The 18,918-nt window shown below is 67.1% G+C and carries 19 protein-coding genes and 1 tRNA gene; 14 read left to right on the top strand and 6 right to left on the bottom strand.

Annotated features, from left to right (window positions below):
• The first annotated feature begins 52 nt into the window (after nucleotides 1–52).
• Nucleotides 53–1,738, top strand: coding sequence for a response regulator (locus PGN12_14250; GenBank protein MEH3105047.1), 1,686 nt, complete (start codon nucleotides 53–55; stop codon nucleotides 1,736–1,738).
• On the opposite strand, the gene PGN12_14245 is transcribed toward PGN12_14250, so the two are convergent.
• Nucleotides 1,702–2,484, bottom strand: coding sequence for a response regulator (locus PGN12_14245; protein MEH3105046.1), 783 nt, complete (start codon nucleotides 2,482–2,484; stop codon nucleotides 1,702–1,704). The two genes, PGN12_14250 and PGN12_14245, sit on opposite strands and share 37 nt — an antisense overlap.
• Before the next feature lie 226 nt (nucleotides 2,485–2,710).
• Between PGN12_14245 and PGN12_14240 the strand changes: the two genes are divergently transcribed.
• A complete protein-coding gene (locus tag PGN12_14240) occupies nucleotides 2,711–3,808 on the top strand; it encodes a S41 family peptidase (GenBank protein ID MEH3105045.1) in 1,098 nt (365 codons plus the stop codon).
• Nucleotides 3,809–4,268: 460 nt separating this feature from the next.
• Here the strand turns inward: PGN12_14240 and PGN12_14235 are convergent, their stop codons facing one another.
• The 3 genes from PGN12_14235 to recJ form a co-directional block, all read right to left on the bottom strand.
• The gene (locus PGN12_14235; GenBank protein MEH3105044.1) at nucleotides 4,269–5,459 is read right to left on the bottom strand and encodes a DUF4062 domain-containing protein; all 1,191 of its coding nucleotides are present in this window, start codon (nucleotides 5,457–5,459) and stop codon (nucleotides 4,269–4,271) included.
• A gap of 79 nt (nucleotides 5,460–5,538) precedes the next feature.
• Nucleotides 5,539–5,613: transfer RNA gene (locus PGN12_14230), tRNA-Glu, on the bottom strand.
• A 59-nt stretch (nucleotides 5,614–5,672) separates the two neighbouring features.
• Nucleotides 5,673–7,418, bottom strand: a complete 1,746-nt coding sequence (gene recJ, locus PGN12_14225; protein MEH3105043.1) for a single-stranded-DNA-specific exonuclease RecJ — start codon at nucleotides 7,416–7,418, stop codon at nucleotides 5,673–5,675.
• Between the two features lie 100 nt (nucleotides 7,419–7,518).
• Between recJ and PGN12_14220 the strand changes: the two genes are divergently transcribed.
• The 12 genes from PGN12_14220 (at nucleotide 7,519) to PGN12_14165 (ending at nucleotide 16,659) form a co-directional block, all read left to right on the top strand.
• Nucleotides 7,519–7,896: a MerC domain-containing protein gene (locus PGN12_14220; GenBank protein MEH3105042.1), complete on the top strand. Its 378-nt coding sequence runs from the start codon at nucleotides 7,519–7,521 to the stop codon at nucleotides 7,894–7,896.
• Between the two features lie 38 nt (nucleotides 7,897–7,934).
• A complete protein-coding gene (locus tag PGN12_14215) occupies nucleotides 7,935–8,429 on the top strand; it encodes a transcriptional repressor (protein MEH3105041.1) in 495 nt (164 codons plus the stop codon).
• A gap of 23 nt (nucleotides 8,430–8,452) precedes the next feature.
• On the top strand, nucleotides 8,453–10,372 hold the full coding sequence (dxs, locus tag PGN12_14210) for a 1-deoxy-D-xylulose-5-phosphate synthase (GenBank protein ID MEH3105040.1): 1,920 nt from the start codon (nucleotides 8,453–8,455) through the stop codon (nucleotides 10,370–10,372).
• Nucleotides 10,369–10,755, top strand: coding sequence for a hypothetical protein (locus PGN12_14205; GenBank protein ID MEH3105039.1), 387 nt, complete (start codon nucleotides 10,369–10,371; stop codon nucleotides 10,753–10,755). Before dxs ends, PGN12_14205 begins: the two co-directional genes overlap by 4 nt.
• A gap of 299 nt (nucleotides 10,756–11,054) precedes the next feature.
• A complete protein-coding gene (locus PGN12_14200; protein ID MEH3105038.1) occupies nucleotides 11,055–11,291 on the top strand; it encodes a ribbon-helix-helix protein, CopG family in 237 nt (78 codons plus the stop codon).
• Nucleotides 11,282–11,632, top strand: coding sequence for a type II toxin-antitoxin system PemK/MazF family toxin (locus PGN12_14195; protein MEH3105037.1), 351 nt, complete (start codon nucleotides 11,282–11,284; stop codon nucleotides 11,630–11,632). The genes PGN12_14200 and PGN12_14195 overlap by 10 nt, the downstream gene beginning before the upstream one ends.
• Before the next feature lie 22 nt (nucleotides 11,633–11,654).
• Nucleotides 11,655–12,563 (top strand): class I fructose-bisphosphate aldolase, encoded by a 909-nt coding sequence (locus PGN12_14190; protein ID MEH3105036.1) that lies wholly within the window; start codon nucleotides 11,655–11,657, stop codon nucleotides 12,561–12,563.
• 86 nt (nucleotides 12,564–12,649) lie between these two features.
• Complete coding sequence (gene thiE / locus PGN12_14185) at nucleotides 12,650–13,330, top strand: thiamine phosphate synthase (GenBank protein ID MEH3105035.1); 681 nt, start codon at nucleotides 12,650–12,652, stop codon at nucleotides 13,328–13,330.
• A 154-nt stretch (nucleotides 13,331–13,484) separates the two neighbouring features.
• The gene (locus PGN12_14180; GenBank protein MEH3105034.1) at nucleotides 13,485–14,486 is read left to right on the top strand and encodes a L,D-transpeptidase family protein; all 1,002 of its coding nucleotides are present in this window, start codon (nucleotides 13,485–13,487) and stop codon (nucleotides 14,484–14,486) included.
• A 1-nt stretch (nucleotide 14,487) separates the two neighbouring features.
• A complete protein-coding gene (locus tag PGN12_14175) occupies nucleotides 14,488–15,075 on the top strand; it encodes a M23 family metallopeptidase (protein MEH3105033.1) in 588 nt (195 codons plus the stop codon).
• A gap of 66 nt (nucleotides 15,076–15,141) precedes the next feature.
• Nucleotides 15,142–15,705, top strand: a complete 564-nt coding sequence (gene efp, locus PGN12_14170) for an elongation factor P (GenBank protein MEH3105032.1) — start codon at nucleotides 15,142–15,144, stop codon at nucleotides 15,703–15,705.
• 141 nt (nucleotides 15,706–15,846) lie between these two features.
• Nucleotides 15,847–16,659 carry an inositol monophosphatase family protein gene (locus PGN12_14165; protein ID MEH3105031.1) on the top strand — a complete coding sequence of 271 codons (813 nt, stop codon included), beginning with the start codon at nucleotides 15,847–15,849 and terminating at the stop codon, nucleotides 16,657–16,659.
• Nucleotides 16,660–16,819: 160 nt separating this feature from the next.
• Here PGN12_14165 and PGN12_14160 read toward each other — a convergent pair whose 3' ends face one another.
• On the bottom strand, nucleotides 16,820–18,166 hold the full coding sequence (locus PGN12_14160; protein ID MEH3105030.1) for a HAMP domain-containing sensor histidine kinase: 1,347 nt from the start codon (nucleotides 18,164–18,166) through the stop codon (nucleotides 16,820–16,822).
• An 8-nt stretch (nucleotides 18,167–18,174) separates the two neighbouring features.
• Nucleotides 18,175–18,897, bottom strand: coding sequence for a response regulator (locus PGN12_14155; protein MEH3105029.1), 723 nt, complete (start codon nucleotides 18,895–18,897; stop codon nucleotides 18,175–18,177).
• Nucleotides 18,898–18,918 lie beyond the last annotated feature (21 nt).

Here is an 18,918-nt window from a genome sequence, read left to right as displayed (position 1 = left end):
TGACGCTATGGGTAGACGTCTCGGGGCGTCGGTACATGCGGATCGTTGCACCATGACTGACGGGATACGCCGCTGGCCGCCGCGTGATCATGAGGTTTTCCTGCAAGACCTGCGCGATCGACTGCGTCACGAGGGTGATCCCGCGGTCATCCTCGCCGAGACAACCGAGCGGCTGGCTCGCCATTTTGAGGCCAGCCGTGCCGGCTATGGCGAGTTCGACCGCGATGCGACGATCTTCATACCTCGTTACCACTGGGTCGACGGCAGCATCATCGAGATACCGGAGACGATCCCGTTCGCGATCTTCGGTCCGGCGATCACCGCCTCCCACCGGCGCGGCGAAATCTGGATGCATGAAGAGATCGATGCGCCGCACCCGCTGCTGGACGAAGAGGGGCGTGCGGCGCTGCGTCAGTTGGGCATCGAGGCGTGCATCACGGTACCAATCGTCAAGGACGGTCGTCTGGTCTCGCTGATGTCGGTGCAACAGAGCGAGCCGCGCCGCTGGCGCAAGGAGGATGTCGCGCTGATCGTTGAGCTGGCGCAGCGGACGTGGGAGACACTGGAGCGAGCGCGGGTTGAGGAGGAACTCGCGCGTTCACGCGAGGCGCTGTTCCAGGCCGAGAAACTTAATGCGCTGGGTACGCTGCTCGCTGGCGTCAGCCACGAGCTGAACAATCCCCTTTCCATTATCGTCGCGCAGTCCGAGCTGCTGGCGCAGGACACCGAGGGCACCGCCTTCGCAACACGGGTGGCGAAGATCCGAAACGCAGCCGAGCGCTCGGCGCGGATCGTTCAGACCTTTCTGGCGATGGCGCGGCAGAAGCAGCCCGAGCGACGCATCATCGACCTGAATGACATTGTCCGCGCAGCGGTGGAGATAGCCGGCTATGCAACGCGTGCGCGCCACATCGCCGTTGATCTCGATCTGGCGCCGCTGCCGCCACTGCGCGCCGACGGCGACCAGCTGCATCAGGTGATCGTCAATCTGCTCATCAACGCCCAGCAGGCAATGGAAGGAGTTTCCGGCGCCCGGTGCTTGCGCATCGTGACCCGCCTCAGAGATGCGCAGACCATCACGATTGACCTGTCTGACACAGGTCCGGGCGTTACGCCGGCCTTGCGCGGACGCATCTTCGAGCCCTTCTTTTCTACTAAGCCGGCCTCGGCGGGCACCGGCATGGGACTTTCGTTCAGTCAGGGGATCGTGGAGGCGCATGGTGGCTCGCTGGAGCTGATTGCCAGCACGGTTGGAGCGTGTTTCCAAATTACACTACCGATCGCTTATGACGGCACCGTCGTCCCGGTCGTTGAAACAGCGCTCACATCGGGCACGCTGTTGGAACGACGCGCGCTCCTGATCGACGATGAGCCGGAGGTTGCCGAGGCGCTGGCGGACATACTCGCACGGTTGGGCTACCGGTGTTCACACGCCGATAGCGGCCCTGCGGCACGAGCGCTTCTTGAGCACGATGGCTTCGACCTGATCCTTAGCGATCTGCGCATGGCTGAGGAGGATGGCATGCAGCTGTTCCGTTGGCTGGAGGGTGCGCGGCCCGACCTTACCAACGCAGTGGCGTTCGTCACCGGCGATACACTGAACGCCGCAGCTGCCGCGTTCCTTGGTGAAAGCGGACGTCCGTTCATCGAGAAGCCTTTCACCATCGAGGCGATCGCCCGCTTGGCGCAGATTGTTGCCGATCACCAGTCCGGTACGGTGCCATTCAGTCGTTCCTGAAGTGCCTTGCGGCGATTGGATGCAACCGGCACCGTCCGGCCATCGCGCAACGTCGCCGAGACCATCCGCCCACGCTGCGCGACCGCAACTACCTGATCGACCCGCACGAAGACCGAACGGTGGACCCGCATAAAGATCGCAGGATTAAGCTTCTTCTCCAGCCCGCGCATGGTGTGCCGAAGAATGAAATTGCCGTCGCTCCGATGGAGGATCGCGTAATCCTTCGCGGCCTCGATCGAGGCGACCGACGCGAGATCGACCCGGACCTTGCGCGTACCAAGATCTATCCAGAAGGCGTCGACATAATCGTTGGCGGGATTGCTGCGGATGTCGATCGATGCGGCCTGATGATTTAGCCGCCGCAAGACGGTGCGGATGCGTGCGAGCAGTTCGCGCGGAGCGAACGGCTTGGCGATATAGTCGTCAGCGCCCAGCTCCAGGCCAGCTAGCCGGTCGGCAAGCAGGGCGCGGCTGGTCAGCATCACGATGCCGACGGGGCTTGCCGCCCGCAGTCGCCGCGCGATGCTGAATCCGTCTTCGCCCGGCATATTGATGTCGAGCACCACCAGCGTCGCGGCTTCTTTAGCCATTTGTGCATCGAGCTCCAAGCCGGAGCCCGCGCCAGTTGCGCGCAACCCTTCGCGCGTGAGATATTCGACGACAGCGTCACGCAAGTCGACCTCGTCGTCGACCACGATTACGAGCGGCCCGCCCGATCCAGGTGCTATCAGCTCGCGCTCGTCCATTCTGTCAACATAAGCGGGCAGAGGGCATTGTCCGAGAGGATGCGACGATGGCGCCGACGCCTGCGACGAAGCCACCCCCCGACAGCGTGCCGTGGTCGCACCGATCCGCGCCCTCGTCGTGGGCGACTCGCGAGCTGAAGGCACATCCGGCAAGCGCTCAAGCGAGGCGGGCACCGCAGGATCGCGCGGCCGATGATGGGTACAATCCGCTTTAGGGGTGAGTGCAATGTTGAAATGGTTTCTGTTGTCCACGATGGCGTGTGTCGCTACCTCGCCCGTTGCAGCGCAAACGGCGCCGATCGCGGGCTTGGAGGCTGCCGGTACGTTCAATCGTGATGATGCGCGTGCCGCAGTGCGCGATTTGGCCGTTCAGCTGATCGATAATTTCGTCTATCCCGACGTAGGCAGGCGCTACGCGTCTGCCTTGCGCGCGAAGCTTGCACGCGGTGGCTACGATCATTTCCCGAGCCGAAAAGCCTTTGCGGATGCGGTAACCGCAGATCTGCTCGCGGTGGCGCCGGACGGACACCTTGCGGTGCTGGCCGGGCGGCCGCAGCAGCCTGTCGCCGTGCCGGGTGTCGCTCCCGAGCCGACCGCGCCGGCAATGGAGCAGGCCGGAATAATCGCCCCCGGCATCGCTTATGTCCGCTTCAACGCCTTCACCGGCGCGCCTGACATCCTGCGAGACTTTACCGCTTTCCTCGATCGAACCGCAGGTGCCAAGACGCTGATCGTCGATATGCGGTCCCAACGCGGGGGCGGGCTGTCGGAGATGGACATCCTGCTGCCCCGCCTCTTCGCAAAGCCTGCTACGGTCATGGTGATGGACATGCGAGCCTCAGTGGCCAAAGCGCACGGCGGCCTTCCGTTTGACTCGTTGGTGCCGGTGAGAGGACCGATCGAGTATGCGCGAGCCGAGCATCGGATCGTGCCAGCGTCGCCGGCATCGCCATGGCAGCGGGCAAAGGTCTACCTGCTGATCGCCGCACGGACCGCCTCGGCGGCCGAACACATGGCGACCGTGCTGAGGGAAACCGGTCGCGCCACGTTGGTCGGCGAGACGACGGCTGGCGCAGGTAACTTTGGTGGCGGCACTGATCTGCCCGGTGGGTACGCGGCCTTTATCCCTTTCGGCCACAGCTACTTTCCCGGCCGATCGGGCTGGGAGGGGACCGGGGTGACTCCTACCATTGCCGTGGCGCCCGAGCGCGCGCTCTACGAGGTGCTGATGCGCGAAGGCCTTCCCTCCGAACAGGCGCAATCATTATCGGACAGCCACAAACCTACCCTTCCGATGACGCGCCGCCGACCGCTCAGACCGTGAAGGACATAATCTTGTAAAATGAATGGATGTCCGGAATTGGGTAACGGGTCACTCCGGGTGAATGACTGGTTTTGGGTCAACGATGCCTGTACAAGCCATCGCAACAGGTCCCGCTTCGTCAAGCCTTCTTATCTGTCGAGCTTTCCGAAGCGCGGCCTCAAGGGACTGATCCGTGGCGCCAAAACCTTCAGGCAGGTCGGCTGGCGCGGAGGCTTTGGCGGTCGGCCGATCTTGTACGCCGCCTCGCCTGCTTCAGTGATGCGGTAGCTCATCTGCCGACCAACCGCCCCTTCGGGAACCTCCTCTATCCAGCCTGCGGCAAGCATTCTCGCGATCGTTCCCTCTCCGGCAGGATGAAGACCACCTCGACTTTCTACCAGCCCTCCCGAAAGCGTGCGCAGGGCGTCGAACTCACGCTTAGTCAGGTCGCCTGTTGCAGCTTTTCTCTTCATTGACCCTGCTAGCTTGCCATCGGGAACTGACGCCGAAGCGGAACGAGGATGTCTTTGATCAGAGCGGTACGATCAAGGCCGAGCGCTGCTCGACGGATCGTAAGGGTGATCGGTGGGCGTTCCCTCATACCACCATGCCCCATCTGGACTGAATGAGGGTTCGACGCATGCTGGGCGCGGGTTCGCCATCCACGGTGTTCAACACCAGACAGGCGGACCATTACGATAAGATTCGTTAGCCGTTGCGTGCGGTCGACGCGATCGATGACACCCGCTGCAAAGTCGAGCGCAGTACCGAGCCGCTCCTGCACCACCTCCTCGACGATGACCATGCCGCTCATTGCATCAAAGCCTCGCCCAAGAGGACGCGGTTCGTCCAGCGGCAGTCGCAGCGAAACTGAACCCTGCTCGGTAAGGCGAATGGATGCTCCACGCTCCTGACGCAAGACGAGATCAGAGCCGTCAAGTCCGCTGGCGGTGCCGAGCATCCGGTCGAACAGCCGACTATCGCCGTAGAGTGCAGACTGCTCTAGCTGTTCGGCGAGAACTGGAGCCTCGAGTTCCGCTGGCCGCAGGATGCGCTGGCGCGGGCCGCCGACCACAACGAGGTCGAGCATTGCCGATGTCACCTGGTTCTTATTTTCCGGCGCGAGCATGGCCGTGGCACGCACAGACATTTCGTGCTCGTCGACGGGAGCTGTGGCGTTCGCCAGGGTCACGTCGTGTAGCGCGCGTGTCACCCCGTCTTGCAAGTCGTCCACACCAACGAAGCCGCCGCGAAAGAGTCCGCCTTCCCAAGCCTGAACTTCGGCAATGAAAGCGGCCTGCTCTGGCCCGGGAGAAATGCCTTGCTGCACAAACGCAAGGACCGGCTTCGTTTCCCGCGCTTCGCGATATTCTTGGTGTGTTGCAGAAAGGGATGAGCCCGGAGGCACAAAGCCGTAGTGCTCGCCAAGGATCAGGACGACAATGTCCGATCCGCGCAGCCCCTGAAGACAGGCGATCTGTGGAGAGCTTGGCTGTTCGAGCTCGGCATGGGCCAGGACGAAGAGCCGCTTGGCCTCCGCCGGATCACGCGTCTTGAGCGAGCGGCGGACCTGACGCCGGCCCATCTCGCCCCGCAGATGCGGCGGCAGTTCCTTGTAGAGATAGTAGATGCCGGTCTGGGGATGTTTCCAGGGTGTGATCATCTGCACCATGCGCTTCTATACCCGTTCGCTATACCTGCGGACGGTGAAGCTGGCGTAAATCCTGGATTTCCGCGCCTCGATGCGAGGATGGTGACCCCTACGGGAATCGAACCCGTGCTTCAGCCGTGAAAGGGCCGCGTCCTAACCGCTAGACGAAGGGGCCTCGTTGCGGTGCCGAGCCGCCTAGGCGGATTGTGTCGGGCGGTCAAGCGTCTCGCACGATCAATTTGCCCAGGCGGCGTCGTCCAGGTGCAGCTCCGCCACGTCGCGACCGCTCCAATCGTCGCGCTTGGCGCGGCCCGCCAGCCACAGCCGCCGCGTCGGGCCCGCCGCCAGCAATGCCTGTCCCAGAGCGGTGTCGGCGGCGCGGAACGCCATCGCCTTGAGGCTGCGACCGTCGTCGCCTGCGACGATCGCGCGGACATGACCGTTGCCGACCACGTCGACCTTCATCGCACGCACGGGGCCGACCGCGACCCGCGGCGCCGGCCAGCCGGTGCCATAGGGACCGCCCGCCTCCAGCGCGTCGACCAGCGACGGCGTCACGCCACCGGGCGCGACCACCGAGTCGAACAGCAAGGCGCGCGCCGCCATCGCCTCCGCGACCGCGCCGGCCAGCCGCGCATCGAGCCAGTCGGCGAAGGCGCTCACCTGATCCGCGGCGATCGTCAGCCCCGCCGCCATCGCATGGCCGCCGCCCGCGATCAGCAATCCCTGCTCGCGCGCCGCCAGCACCGCCGCGCCGAGATCCACCCCGGTGATCGAGCGCCCGGAGCCCTTGCCCACGCCGTCCTCGTCGAGCGCGATCACGATCGCGGGGCGGCCGAGCTTCTCCTTGAGCCGCCCCGCCACGATCCCGATTACCCCCGGATGCCAGCCCGCACCCGCCACCACGCACACCGCGCGGTCGTGGCACAGCAAGGCCTCCGCGCCCTCCTGCACCATCGCCTCGATCGCGCGACGTTCCTCGTTGAGCCGATCCAGCTCGGTCGCGATCGTACGCGCCTCGACCGGATCGGTGGTCGTCAGCAGCCGCACGCCGAGATCGGCGCGCCCGACCCGCCCGCCGGCATTGATCCGCGGTCCCAGCGCGAAGCCGAGATCGCTGGCGGTCGGCGCACGCGTCAGCCGTGCCGCCTCGGCCAGCGCGGTCAGCCCGACGTTGCGCCGCTTCGCCAGCACCTTGAGCCCCTGCGCGACGAACGCGCGGTTCAGCCCGCGCAGCTGCGCGACATCCGCGACCGTGCCGAGCGCGACCAGATCGAGCAGGTCGAGCAGCTTGGGTTCGGCGCGGTCGGTGAAATAGCCGCGCGTGCGCAACGCGCGCAGCAGCGCCGCGCCGAGCAGGAAGCACACCCCGACGGCGGCGAGGTGCCCGTGGAGCGCACCGTCGCCCTCGTCGCGCCGGTTGGGGTTGACGACCGCGACCGCGCGCGGGAGCTGGGTCGCGCATTGGTGGTGGTCGGCGACGATCACGTCGCAACGCGCCGCGTCGAGCGCCTCGAACGCCTGCGCGCCGCAATCGACGGTGACGATCAGCGTCGCGCCCTCGTCGGCGAGCCGGGTGAGCGCGGCGGCATTGGGGCCATAGCCCTCGGTCAGCCGGTCGGGAATATAGACGCGCGCCTCGTTGCCCAATTGCCGCAGCAACAGCACCAGCAGCGCCGACGAGGTCGCGCCATCGACGTCGTAATCGCCGAAGATCGCGATCGACTCTCCCCGTTCCACCGCATCGGCGAGCCGCGCGGCGGCGGTATCCATGTCGCGGAAGATCGACGGATCGGGCATGAAGCTGCGGATCGACGGCAATTTGTGCGCGTCGAGCGCCTCGCGCGGGCAACCGCGCGCGAGCAGCAATTGGGTGAGCAAATCGTCGGGGACGAAGCCCTCGCGCTGGTCGGCGGCCAGCGCACGCCAGCGCCAGGGCTGGCCGAGGATCGAGCGCTCGACATCGAGTACGTGACGCATCCCGCGCGCCTTAACCGACTGCCGGCATCAGGTCACGCGACAAGAAAAAGTGACATGAGATATTGTAACATCGATCCGATCGGCCTAACTTGCGGGCATGATGGCCCGTAATTTCAGCGACGATGGCAAGATCGGCCGGCTCGACCGCGTCGCGATGTGGTTGTCGGCGGCGTGCGTCGTGCATTGTCTGGCGACCGCGATCCTGGTCGCGATCCTGTCGACCGCGGGCGGTATCCTGGGCAGCCCGGTGATCCACGAAACCGGGCTGGTGCTGGCGATCGCGCTGGGCTGCGTCGCGTTCGGGCGCGGGATCGTCGCGCACCGGCGCGTGTTGCCGATCGTGCTCGGCGCGACAGGGCTGTCGCTGATGATGGCCGCGCTGGTCGTCGCCCATGCCGGGGGGCATCTGGCCGAATCGGCGCTGACGATCGTCGGTGTCGCGGTGCTGGCGGCGGGACATGCGCTCAATCGGCGCTGAACTTGCCGCGGGCCGCCGCGCCGCCTAAATCCTTTGCCATGGCGCGACATGCACATCACGAACCGCACGGCGACGATCTGCTCGCCGCCGCGAAGGCGACGCTGGAGCGCTCGGGCGAGCAATGGACCGCGATGCGCGCCAACGTCTATGCGGCGCTGTCGGGGTTCGCCAAGCCCGCCTCGGCCTATGACATCGCGGAGGCGCTGTCGCGCAGCGAGGGGCGGCGGATCGCGGCCAACAGCATCTATCGCATCCTCGATCTGTTCGTGGCCGCCAATCTCGCGCTGCGCGTCGAGAGCGCCAATGCCTATGTCGCCAACGCGCATCCCGGTTGCCGGCACGATTGCATTTTCCTCGTCTGCGACGGCTGCGGCAGCACCACGCACTTCGACGACGATTCGCTGACCGGCGGATTGCGCGCGGCTGCCAGCGCCGCCGGGTTCGAGGCGGAGCGCCCGGTGATCGAGGTGCGCGGGCGCTGCGCCGACTGCGCCGCGGCGGCACGCGCGCGAAGCGGGCAATCGACACACTGATCCTGCTCAGCTATTCGGGTCAGATGGTTGAAGTCCCGAACACGCCGTTGCTCGACACCGTCGATACGCCCGCCGATCTCCGCCGCCTGAAGCCGGAACAGCTGCGCCAGCTCGCCGATGAATTGCGGCAGGAGACGATCTCGGCGGTCGGCGTGACCGGCGGCCATCTCGGCTCGGGGCTGGGCGTGGTCGAACTGACCGTTGCGATCCACTATGTCTTCGATACCCCGACCGATCGGCTGATCTGGGACGTCGGGCACCAATGCTACCCGCACAAGATCCTGACCGGGCGGCGCGACCGGATCCGCACGCTGCGGCAGGGCGGGGGGCTGTCCGGCTTCACCAAGCGCAGCGAGAGCGAATACGACCCATTCGGCGCGGCGCACAGCTCGACCTCGATCTCCGCGGCGCTGGGCTTCGCGACCGCCAGCAAGCTCGCCGACAAGCCCGGCAAAGGCATCGCGGTGATTGGCGACGGCGCGATGTCGGCGGGCATGGCCTATGAGGCGATGAACAACGCCGAGGCGGCGGGCAACCGGCTGGTCGTGATCCTCAACGACAATGACATGTCGATCGCGCCGCCGGTCGGCGGACTGTCGGCCTATCTGTCGCGGATGGTGTCGAGCCGCGAGTTCCTGGGCGTGCGCGAGATCATGAAGCGCGTCGCCAAGCGGCTGCCGCGGCGCTTCCAGTCGGCGGCGCGCAAGACCGACGAATATGCGCGCGGGATGACGATGGGCGGCACGCTCTTCGAGGAGCTGGGCTTTTATTATGTCGGCCCGATCGACGGCCATAATCTCGACCATCTGATCCCGGTGCTCGAGAATGTCCGCGATGCGGAGGAGGGGCCGATCCTCGTCCATGTCGTGACCAAGAAGGGCAAGGGCTATGCCCCGGCCGAGAATGCCGCCGACAAATATCACGGCGTCCAGAAGTTCGACGTCATCACCGGCACGCAGGCCAAGGCCCCGCCTGGCCCGCCCGCCTATCAGAATGTCTTCGGCGAGGCGCTGAGCAAGGCCGCGGACGCCGACGACCGGATTTGCGCGATCACCGCCGCGATGCCGTCGGGCACCGGGCTCGACAAGTTCGCGACATCGCACCCGGAGCGCTTCTTCGACGTCGGCATCGCCGAGCAGCACGCCGTCACGTTTGCGGCGGGACTCGCCGCGCAGGGGATGCGGCCGTTCTGTGCGATCTATTCGACCTTCCTGCAACGCGCCTACGATCAGGTCGTGCACGATGTCGCGATCCAGAACCTGCCGGTGCGCTTCGCGATCGACCGCGCCGGGCTGGTGGGCGCGGACGGCGCGACCCATGCGGGCAGCTTCGACGTCACCTATCTGGCGACGCTCCCCAATTTCGTCGTGATGGCCGCCGCCGACGAGGCCGAGCTGGTCCATATGGTGCAGACCTGCGTCGAGCATGATACGGGACCGATCGCGGTCCGCTATCCGCGCGGCAACGGCACCGGCGTCGCGCTGCCCGAAACGCCCAGGGCGCTGGAGATCGGCAAGGGCCGCATTGTCCGCGAGGGCAAGAAGGTCGCGATCCTGTCGCTCGGCACGCGGCTGACCGAAGCGCTCAAGGCCGCCGACACGCTCGACGCCAAGGGTTTGAGCACCACGGTCGCCGACCTGCGCTTCGCCAAGCCGCTCGACGAGGCGCTGATCCGCCGCCTGCTCACCACCCACGAGGTGGCGATCACGATCGAGGAGAATGCGGTCGGCGGGCTCGGCGCGCACGTGCTGACGCTGGCCTCGGACGAGGGGCTGACCGACGCGGGGCTGCGCATCCGCACGATGCGGCTGCCCGATCTGTTCCAGGATCAGGACAAGCCCGAGCTGCAATATGCGCAGGCGCGGCTCGATGCCGATGCGATCGTCGACACGGTGTTGAAGGCGCTGCGCTATAACGAAGCGGGCGTCATCGCGCGCGCGTGACCGGCTGGCAGAAGGTTGCCGCGCTGACGGCGTTCTATGTCATCGGCATGTTGTGGGTGAACTGGACGATGGTGCGACGCGTCCGCGGTGCGGTCGCGGCGCGCGCGGCCTGGACTGCCGCTAACTTCGACGCGGTCTTCGCCGACCTCGACCCGCGCCTCGCGCCCGCAGTGCGCGCGGCGCTGGCGCCATGGTATGGGGAGGGGGTGGTGCCACGCCCCGAGGACACGCTGCGGCGTTTCCTCAAAATGGATCGGGGCGAGGTGGACGATCTTGTGGCTGACGCGGCGGTACGCGTTGGCCTGCCGCCGCCCGGTCCGGCGCTGCCCGACCTGCCGGATGTGGCGGCGGTGGTCCGTTACCTATCGTCATTGCGAGCATAGCGAAGCAATGACGCCTGCTTACACCCTTTCGTGCTGAGCCTGTCGAAGCACGTGCCCGGCAACACGCCCTTCGACAAGCTCAGGGCGAACGGTTCAGGGTGTGGAGCCGTCAACCCGATGTCCACCCTTACGGCACGCTCGCACCATCTCCCCCGTTCGTGCTGAGCTTGTCGAAGCACGTGCCCGGCACCCTGACCGCCGCAAAACTCAAGCCACGCGCCGTGAATACCCCCGACCATAATCCCGCTTGCGCAATCATCAGACAAGCCCTACGTTCAACGTGTTAAACGGAGGGGCAGGTGCTCGGCGTCAGGCTCGATACGGAACTCGAAGAACGGCTCGCCAATGTCGCGCGCACGCAGGGGCGTAGCAAGAGCGATATCGCGCGCGAGGCGGTGCGGCGCTACGTGGAACTGCACGACGAGGCGTTCCGCCGCGAGGCGCGCCGCCAGTCGCAGCGCGCCTCGCGCCGCGACACGCAGGAGGATTACGCCTTCTGGGAGCAGGCCGAGCGTGAGGACGCGGCATGGCGGTGAGTGATGCGCCTGAAATCCGCCACGGCGCGATCGTACTCGTCGATGCACCCGAGGGCGCGAGCGGCGGCCCGCGCGCGTGCGTCGTGGTGCAGGCCGATCTGTTCAACGACAGCCACGCCACCGTCACGCTCTGCCCACTCACCACCGTCGTCGGCGGCGAGGTGCTGTTCCGCGTCACGATCTCGCCACAGGAACATACCGGCCTCACCGTCGAGTGCGAGGTGCAGGTCGATCGCATCACCAGCATCCGCCGTCACCGCATCGTCAAGGTGATCGGCCATGCCTCCGCCACCCGCATGGAGCAGGTCGATCAGGCGCTGCGCCGCTGGCTCGCTTTGTAAGTCAACAGGACAGGAAGAAACCATGACGCCGATCGTGAAGTCGATTCTGGACAAGTACGAAGCCACCAGCCCGGCGGTGAAGGCCAATCTGGCGCGCATCCTGATGCAGGGGAAGCTGGGCGGCACCGGCAAGCTCATCATCCTGCCCGTCGATCAGGGCTTCGAGCATGGCCCGGCGCGCAGCTTCGCGGTCAACCCGCCCGCCTATGACCCGCATTACCATTACCAGCTCGCGATCGACGCCGGGCTATCGGCCTATGCCGCGCCGCTCGGCGCGCTCGAGGCGGGGGCGGATACGTTCGCGGGGCAGATCCCGACGATCCTCAAGGTCAACAGCTCGAACAGCTGGGCGACGCAGATCGCGCAGGCGCAAACCGGCAGCGTCGAGGACGCGCTGCGGCTCGGCTGCGCGGCGATCGGCTTCACCATCTATCCGGGTGCCGACGACATCTTCGCGGCGATGGAGCAGATCCGCGCGCTGCGCGAGGAAGCCGCCGCGGCAGGCCTCGCGACCGTGATCTGGAGCTATCCGCGCGGCGGCAAGCTCAGCAAGGACGGCGAACTGGCGCTCGACGTCGGCGCGTACGCCGCGCACATGGCGGCGCTGCTCGGCGCACACATCATCAAGGTGAAGCTGCCCAGCGCACACATCGAACAGCCCGAGGCGCAGAAGAGCTACGAGGGCACCGACTGGTCGAACCAGGCCGATCGCGTCCGCCACGTCGTCCAGTCGAGCTTCGCGGGCCGCCGGATCGTCGTCTTCTCGGGCGGCGCGGCCAAGGGCACCGACGCGGTCTATCAGGATGCGCGCGACATCCTCGCGGGTGGCGGCAACGGCTCGATCATCGGCCGCAACACCTTCCAGCGCGAGCGCGGCGAGGCGCTGGCGATGCTCGACAAGCTGGTGTCGATCTACAAGGGCGAGGAATAAGGCGACCGAAGCTCCCTCTCCCCTCCGGGGAGAGGGCTCCCGGCTTACCGCTTCCACCACCCCCTCAAACCCGCTACGCGCCCCGCATGACTGAAGACCCGCTCGGCCCGCTCGATCCTGATTTCGGCGCCAACTTCAAGCGCGACGATCGCCGTCCGCCTTGCCAGCTCTACCTGATCTCGCCGCTCGACGTGACCGGCGCCTTCCCAGATCGCCTCAAGAACGCGCTCGACGCCCGCCCGGTCGCGGCGTTCCAGTTCCGCGTCAAGGACGTCGACCAGCATAGCGCCGCGCGCCTCGCCGAGCCGCTCCAGCGGATCTGCGCCGACCGCGAGGTGGCGTTCATCGTCAACGATTCGGTCAGCCTCGCCAAGCGGCTCGGCGCAGACGGCGTGCATCTCGGGCAGGAGGACGGCGACCCGCGTGAGGTGCGCGAGGCGCTCGGCCCGGCGGTGCAGATCGGCGTTACCTGTCACGACAGCCGCCATCTCGCGATGGAGGCTGGCGAGGCGGGCGCGGACTATGTCGCGTTCGGCAGCTTCTATCCGACCACCACCAAGGCCGTAGAGCATCACCCCGAGCCAGTGATCCTGTCGTGGTGGCACGCACTGTTCGAGCTTCCATCGGTCGCGATCGGCGGCATCACGCCCGACAACGCCGCGCCGCTGATCGCCGCCGGTGCCGATTTCATCGCCGCCAGCAATGCGATATGGGGCGGCGACGAGGCGGCGGCGATCCGCGCCTTCGACACGGTGCTGAAGAGATAAACGGCTCTTCGTCATTGCGAGCGTAGCGACGCAATCCAGGGCGTCCTGATCCGGCGCTGGATTGCGTCGTTCCGCTCGCAATGACGTGTTGATGGCGCAGGGACCCCAACACAAACGCCAGCGTTGTTACGGCATCGAAATACGAGAGGTGCCCGTGAAGCGTATCGCCCCCGTCGTCGTCAGCGTCCTTGCCGTGACGCTCACCGCCGCCGCCCCGGCGCAGCAGGGTTCGACCCCGCCGCTCGACCCGGCGGTGCTGCGGATGCAGGTCGTGCTCGACAAGCTCGGCTTCGGCCCCGGCGTGATCGACGGGCGCGGCGGGCAGTCGCTGACCAATGCGCTCAAAGGCTTTCAGGAAAGCCGCGGGCTGCGCGTGACCGGCAAGCCCGATGCCGCGACGCTCGACGCGCTGCGCCGCTTCGGCAATGTCCAGCCGACGATGCAGGTGACGCTCGACGTCGCCGCGATGCGCGGCCCCTATGTGCCGCAGATGCCGGACGATTATGCCGAGAAGGCCAAGCTGCCGGCCATGGCGTACAGCCGCCCGCTCGAAAAGCTCGCCGAGCGTTTCCATACCACGCCCAAGGTGCTGGCCGAGCTGAACCCCGGCGTCACCAAGATCGGCGTCGGCTCGAAGATCACCGTGCCCAACACCTTCCCGACCTCGCGCGCCTATCCGGCCGATGCGACGCCGCAATGGCGCGCGACGCTCGCCTCGCTCAACGTCGAAGCGGCGGTGCCCAAGGCCGCGAAGATCGTCGTCGACAAGTCGGACGGCATCCTGCGCGTGCTCGACGTTAACGGGCATCTGATCGCGCAATATACCGCGACGATCGGCTCGTCGCGCGATCCGTTGCCGCTCGGCAACTGGAAGGTGCTGCACGTCTCGCCCAATCCCGACTGGAAGATGAACCCCAAGATCCTCAAGGGCGTGCCCGACAGCAAGCAGGCGCAGATCATCCCGCCCGGCCCGAACAACCCGGTCGGCGTCGTGTGGATCGACCTGAGCAAGGAGCATTACGGCATCCACGGCACCAGCGAGCCCGAGCAGATCGGCCGCGCGCAGTCGAACGGCTGCGTGCGCCTGACCAATTGGGACGCGGCGCGCGTGGCGTTGATGGTGAAGGGGGGAACCCCGGTGCTGTTCCAGGCCTGACATGACCAAGCTCGGCTGGTCGATCCTCGCGCTCATCCTGCTGCTCGGCGCGGGCTTCGCGTCGATGGTGTCGATCGGTTCGCGCGCGCCGGTCGCCGCGCCGACCCCGGCGCCGGTCGCGGCCATACCCCCCGCGGCGAGCGGCGGGCAGCTGCTGGTGCCGGTGGCCGGCGTGGCGCGCGACGCGCTGGTGGACACCTTCGGGCAGCCGCGCGACGGCGGCGCGCGCCACCACGAGGCGATCGACATCATGGCGCCCCGCGGGACGCCGGTGCTCGCCGCCGCCGACGGCCGCGTCGACAAATTGTTCGACAGCGCGGCGGGCGGTCGCACGATCTACATTCGCTCCACCGATGGCGCGACCATGTATTATTACGCGCATCTCGACGGCTATCGCGACGGGCTGACCGAGGGACAGGTGATCCGCCGCGGCGAGCCGATCGCGACGGTCGGGGCGACCGGCAATGCCGATGCCGCGGCGCCGCACCTGCATTTCTCGGTGTTGCGCACCGCGCCGGCACAGGGCTGGTCGGAGGGGGAAGCGGTGGATCCCTTTCCGCTTCTTGCCGAACCGCGCGCCAACCGCTAAGCCGCCGCGATCGGCGCCCGCGGATCACCGCCGGCGCCGCGGCTCTTTTTACACAGGCGAAGCCCCATGAAGATCAGCGGCGTGGACATCCGTCCCGGCAACATCATCGAGTACGAAGGCGGCATCTGGCGCGCGGTCAAGATCCAGCACACGCAGCCCGGCAAGGGCGGCGCGTACATGCAGGTCGAGCTGAAGAACCTGCGCGACGGCCGCAAGAACAACGTCCGCTTCCGCTCCGCCGAGACGGTCGAGCGCGTCCGCCTCGACACCAAGGATTTCCAATTCCTGTTCGCCGAGGGCGACGGGCTGGTCTTCATGGACAAGGAAACCTACGAGCAGGTGACGCTGCCGCGCGACCTGCTCGGCGACGCCGCCGCCTTCCTGCAGGACGGCATGGACGTCGTCATGGAACTCTATGACGAAGAGCCGATCAGCGTGCAGCTGCCCGACACGATCGAGGCGACGATCGTCGAGGCCGACGCGGTGGTGAAGGGGCAGACCGCCTCGTCGAGCTACAAGCCGGCGATCCTCGACAACGGCGTCCGCGTGATGGTTCCGCCGCACATCGCCAGCGGCGTGCGGATCGTCGTCGACGTGTACGAGCAGACCTACGTTCGCCGCGCGGACTGACCTTTTCCCCCCTCCCTTTCAAGGGAGGGGCCGGGGGTGGGTGGCGTGCTCGCGATACGGCAGCCGCACCCAAGGCGGAAACCGTACCACCCGGACATGACCCACCCCGACCCTCCCTTGAAAGGGAGGGGGAGAATGCAAATGCCATCCCATTCCGGCCTGTTCACCGTCATCGAACGCGCGGCGCGCAAGGCGGCGCCGCGGCTGCGTCGCGACTTCAACGAGGTCCAGCACCTGCAGGTCAGCCGCAAGGGGCCGGCCGATTTCGTCAGCCAGGCCGACCAGCGCTGCGAGCGGACGCTGTACGACGAACTGTCGAAGGCGCGCCCCGATTGGGGTTTCGTCATGGAAGAAGGCGGGACGATCGAGGGCGATCCGAACAAGCCGCGCTTCATCATCGACCCGCTCGACGGCACGTCGAACTTCCTCCACGGCATCCCGCATTTCTGCATCTCGATCGCGGTCGAGGAGCCGATGCCGAATGGCAAGCGCGAGATCACGACCGCGCTCGTCTATCAGCCGCTGACCGACGAGAGCTTCTGGGCCGAAAAGGGCCGCGGCGCGTGGCTACAGGACCAGCGGCTGCGCGTGTCGTCGCGGCGCGAGCCGTCCGAGGCGCTGATCGCGACCGGTATCCCGTTCATGGGGCATGGCGACTTCGTGCAATGGACGCGCATCTTCGGCGCGGTTGCACCGCAGGTCGCGGGCATCCGCCGGCTCGGCGCGGCGGCGCTCGACCTCGCCTGGGTCGCGGCCGGGCGGTTCGACGGCTATTGGGAAAGCGACCTGAAGCTGTGGGACGTCGCGGCGGGGATGCTGCTGGTCAAGGAAGCCGGCGGCTACGTCACCGACTTCCGCGGCGGCGACCGCGCGATCGAGCGCAACGAGTTTCTCGCGGCGAACGACGCGCTGCATAACAAGCTGCACAAGATGGTCGCGCAGGCGCTGCGGTAATCTCTGCTCCCGGACGGGAATAGACACATCTCGAACGAGAGGGGACCATCTCCCGTTCGTGCTGAGCTTGTCGAAGCACGTGCCACGGAGCACGCCCTTCGACAAGCTCAGGGCGAACGGGTGAGGGGCATCTGCCTTCGTCGTGATGACGTCACGAGCATTACCCCCGCGGCAATGTGATCGTCGCCACCAGCCCGCCGCCCTCCCGCGCGGCCAGCACGATCCGTCCCCCGGCTTCCTCGACGATCGCCCGCGCCAGCGCGAGCCCAAGCCCGATCCCGCCGGTATGCCGGTTGCGCGAGCTTTCCAGCCGGAAGAACGGATCGAACACCTGATCCAGCCGCTCGGGCGGGATGCCCGGTCCGCGATCCGCGACCATGATCGACGCCATGCGCGCGTCCGACGCCAGCGACACGTCCGCTGCCCCCGCATATTTCACCGCATTCTCGATCAGGTTGCGCACCGCGCGCCGGATCAGCGATGGCCGCAATCGCATCCGCAGCCGCTCCGCCTCCTCGAACGTCACCGCCTCGCCCAGATCGCGGAAGTCCTCGACCACCGCATCGACCAGCGCCGCCAGATCGACTTCGGTTTCCGGCTCGCTCGGCCGCCCCAGCCGCGCCAGCGACAGGATATCGTCGAGCGTGCGGTTCATCTCCGCGATCGTATCGGCCATCCGCGCACGATCCTGATCGTCCTCGACCGACTCGATCCGCACCCGCAGCGCGGCGAGCGGCGTGCGCAGGTCGTGACCGATCGCGCCGAGCATCCGGTCCTTTTCGTCGAGCATCGCCGTGACGCGCAGCCGCAGCGCGTTGAACGCGGCGATCACCGCACACACGTCCGGCGGGCCGCTCTCTTCCAACGGCTCGGGCTTCGCGGCGGGGGAGTAACCGCGCGCCGCCGCCGCCAGTTCGCGCAGCGGACGCGAGATGCGCCGCGCCACCCATAATACCGGCACCAGCACCACGACGTACAGGATCAACGTCTGTCCGAGCAGCCGCCAGAACAAGCGCAGGTCGTCGCGCGGCAGCCCGCCGGCCAGCGCCATCCAGCGTCCGTCGGTGCGCTTCACCGCGATCACGATCGAATCGCGCGGCCCGTCGTCGCGCGCCGCCCGCGCCGCCATCCGGCGCTCGAAGCGGCTGAGCGGGATACGATATTGCCATGGCTTGGCGATCGCGACATCGACCGCCGCGACGCGCACGCCCATGTCGGCAAGCTGGCTCGTCAACTCACGCGCCACCGCGGGTTGCGCGATCATCGCGCGCGTGATCGGGTCGTCCGGCACCAGCCGGACGCGGCCGCGATCGGCGACCACCGGCCGCCCGGCGGCTTCCTGATCCAGCGCGTCGGCGATGCGATAGGCGGCGGGGCGCGTGATCTGCGCCATCCGCACCGCGCCGCGTTCACGCAGCAGCAGCGCGAGGTTGATCGCCTGCGCCATGAACAGCGCCAGCGCGACCAGCAACGCCATCTGCCCCGCCAGGCTGCGCGGCCAGGGCATCCGCCATGTCACAGCCGCGTCACGTCCGTCGACAGCGCATAGCCGCCGCCCCATACCGTCTTGATGATCTCGGGGTTCTTCGGGTCGGGCTCGATCTTGCGGCGCAGCCGGCTGACCTGGTTGTCGATCGCGCGGTCGAACGCGGCGGCTTCGCGTCCCTGCGTCAGGTCGAGCAGCTGATCGCGCGTCAAAACCTGTCGCGGACGCTGCACCAGCGCCAGAAGAAGGTTGTATTCTCCGGTCGACAGCGGCACCGACACGCCCTCGCGATCGATCAGCGCGCGCTCGCCGGTCTTGAGCACCCAACCCGCGAAGGCGTAGGAGCCGCTCTCCGGCGCATGATGCCGCACCCCGCCGCCACCGGCGGTCCGCCGCAGCACGGTCTTGATCCGCGCCGCCAATTCCCGTGGAGAGAAGGGCTTAACGACATAATCGTCCGCCCCCATCTCCAGCCCGACGATCCGGTCGGTTTCCTCGCTCTTGGCGGTCAGCAGGATCACCGGCGTCTCGCCGGTGGCGCGGACGTGCCGGCATAGCGACAGCCCGTCCTCGCCCGGCATCATGATGTCGAGCACGATCAGGTCGATCGCATAAGCCGCCAGCCGGGTGCGCGCCGCCTCCGCATCGCCTGCCTGGGTGACGCGAAAGCCCTGCTTGGTCAAATAGCTGGCCAATGGCTCGCGGATCGACCGCTCGTCATCGACCAGCAGGAGGTGCGGCATCTCGCCCATGGTCACGGCACCTGACACAAT

The organism is Sphingomonas phyllosphaerae (genome assembly GCA_036946405.1).
Lineage (GTDB): Bacteria > Pseudomonadota > Alphaproteobacteria > Sphingomonadales > Sphingomonadaceae > Sphingomonas > Sphingomonas phyllosphaerae_D.
The sequence above is the reverse complement of the archived record's forward strand: the minus strand, read 5'-3'. Positions and strand labels throughout refer to the sequence as shown.

Bases quoted from the DNA above. Each gene is read 5' to 3' on its own strand.
- efp (MEH3105032.1), top strand. From the start codon at position 15,142: ATGAAGATCAGCGGCGTGGACATCCGTCCCGGCAACATCATCGAGTAC.
- PGN12_14235 (MEH3105044.1), bottom strand. From the start codon at position 5,459: ATGGTGCAGATGATCACACCCTGGAAACATCCCCAGACCGGCATCTAC.
- PGN12_14160 (MEH3105030.1), bottom strand. From the start codon at position 18,166: ATGCCCTGGCCGCGCAGCCTGGCGGGGCAGATGGCGTTGCTGGTCGCG.
- recJ (MEH3105043.1), bottom strand. From the start codon at position 7,418: ATGCGTCACGTACTCGATGTCGAGCGCTCGATCCTCGGCCAGCCCTGG.
- PGN12_14245 (MEH3105046.1), bottom strand. From the start codon at position 2,484: ATGGACGAGCGCGAGCTGATAGCACCTGGATCGGGCGGGCCGCTCGTA.
- PGN12_14220 (MEH3105042.1), top strand. From the start codon at position 7,519: ATGGCCCGTAATTTCAGCGACGATGGCAAGATCGGCCGGCTCGACCGC.
- PGN12_14190 (MEH3105036.1), top strand. From the start codon at position 11,655: ATGACGCCGATCGTGAAGTCGATTCTGGACAAGTACGAAGCCACCAGC.
- PGN12_14250 (MEH3105047.1), top strand. From the start codon at position 53: ATGACTGACGGGATACGCCGCTGGCCGCCGCGTGATCATGAGGTTTTC.
- PGN12_14240 (MEH3105045.1), top strand. From the start codon at position 2,711: ATGTTGAAATGGTTTCTGTTGTCCACGATGGCGTGTGTCGCTACCTCG.
- dxs (MEH3105040.1), top strand. From the start codon at position 8,453: ATGGTTGAAGTCCCGAACACGCCGTTGCTCGACACCGTCGATACGCCC.
- PGN12_14155 (MEH3105029.1), bottom strand. From the start codon at position 18,897: ATGGGCGAGATGCCGCACCTCCTGCTGGTCGATGACGAGCGGTCGATC.
- PGN12_14195 (MEH3105037.1), top strand. From the start codon at position 11,282: ATGGCGGTGAGTGATGCGCCTGAAATCCGCCACGGCGCGATCGTACTC.
- PGN12_14215 (MEH3105041.1), top strand. From the start codon at position 7,935: ATGGCGCGACATGCACATCACGAACCGCACGGCGACGATCTGCTCGCC.
- PGN12_14175 (MEH3105033.1), top strand. From the start codon at position 14,488: ATGACCAAGCTCGGCTGGTCGATCCTCGCGCTCATCCTGCTGCTCGGC.
- thiE (MEH3105035.1), top strand. From the start codon at position 12,650: ATGACTGAAGACCCGCTCGGCCCGCTCGATCCTGATTTCGGCGCCAAC.
- PGN12_14165 (MEH3105031.1), top strand. From the start codon at position 15,847: ATGCCATCCCATTCCGGCCTGTTCACCGTCATCGAACGCGCGGCGCGC.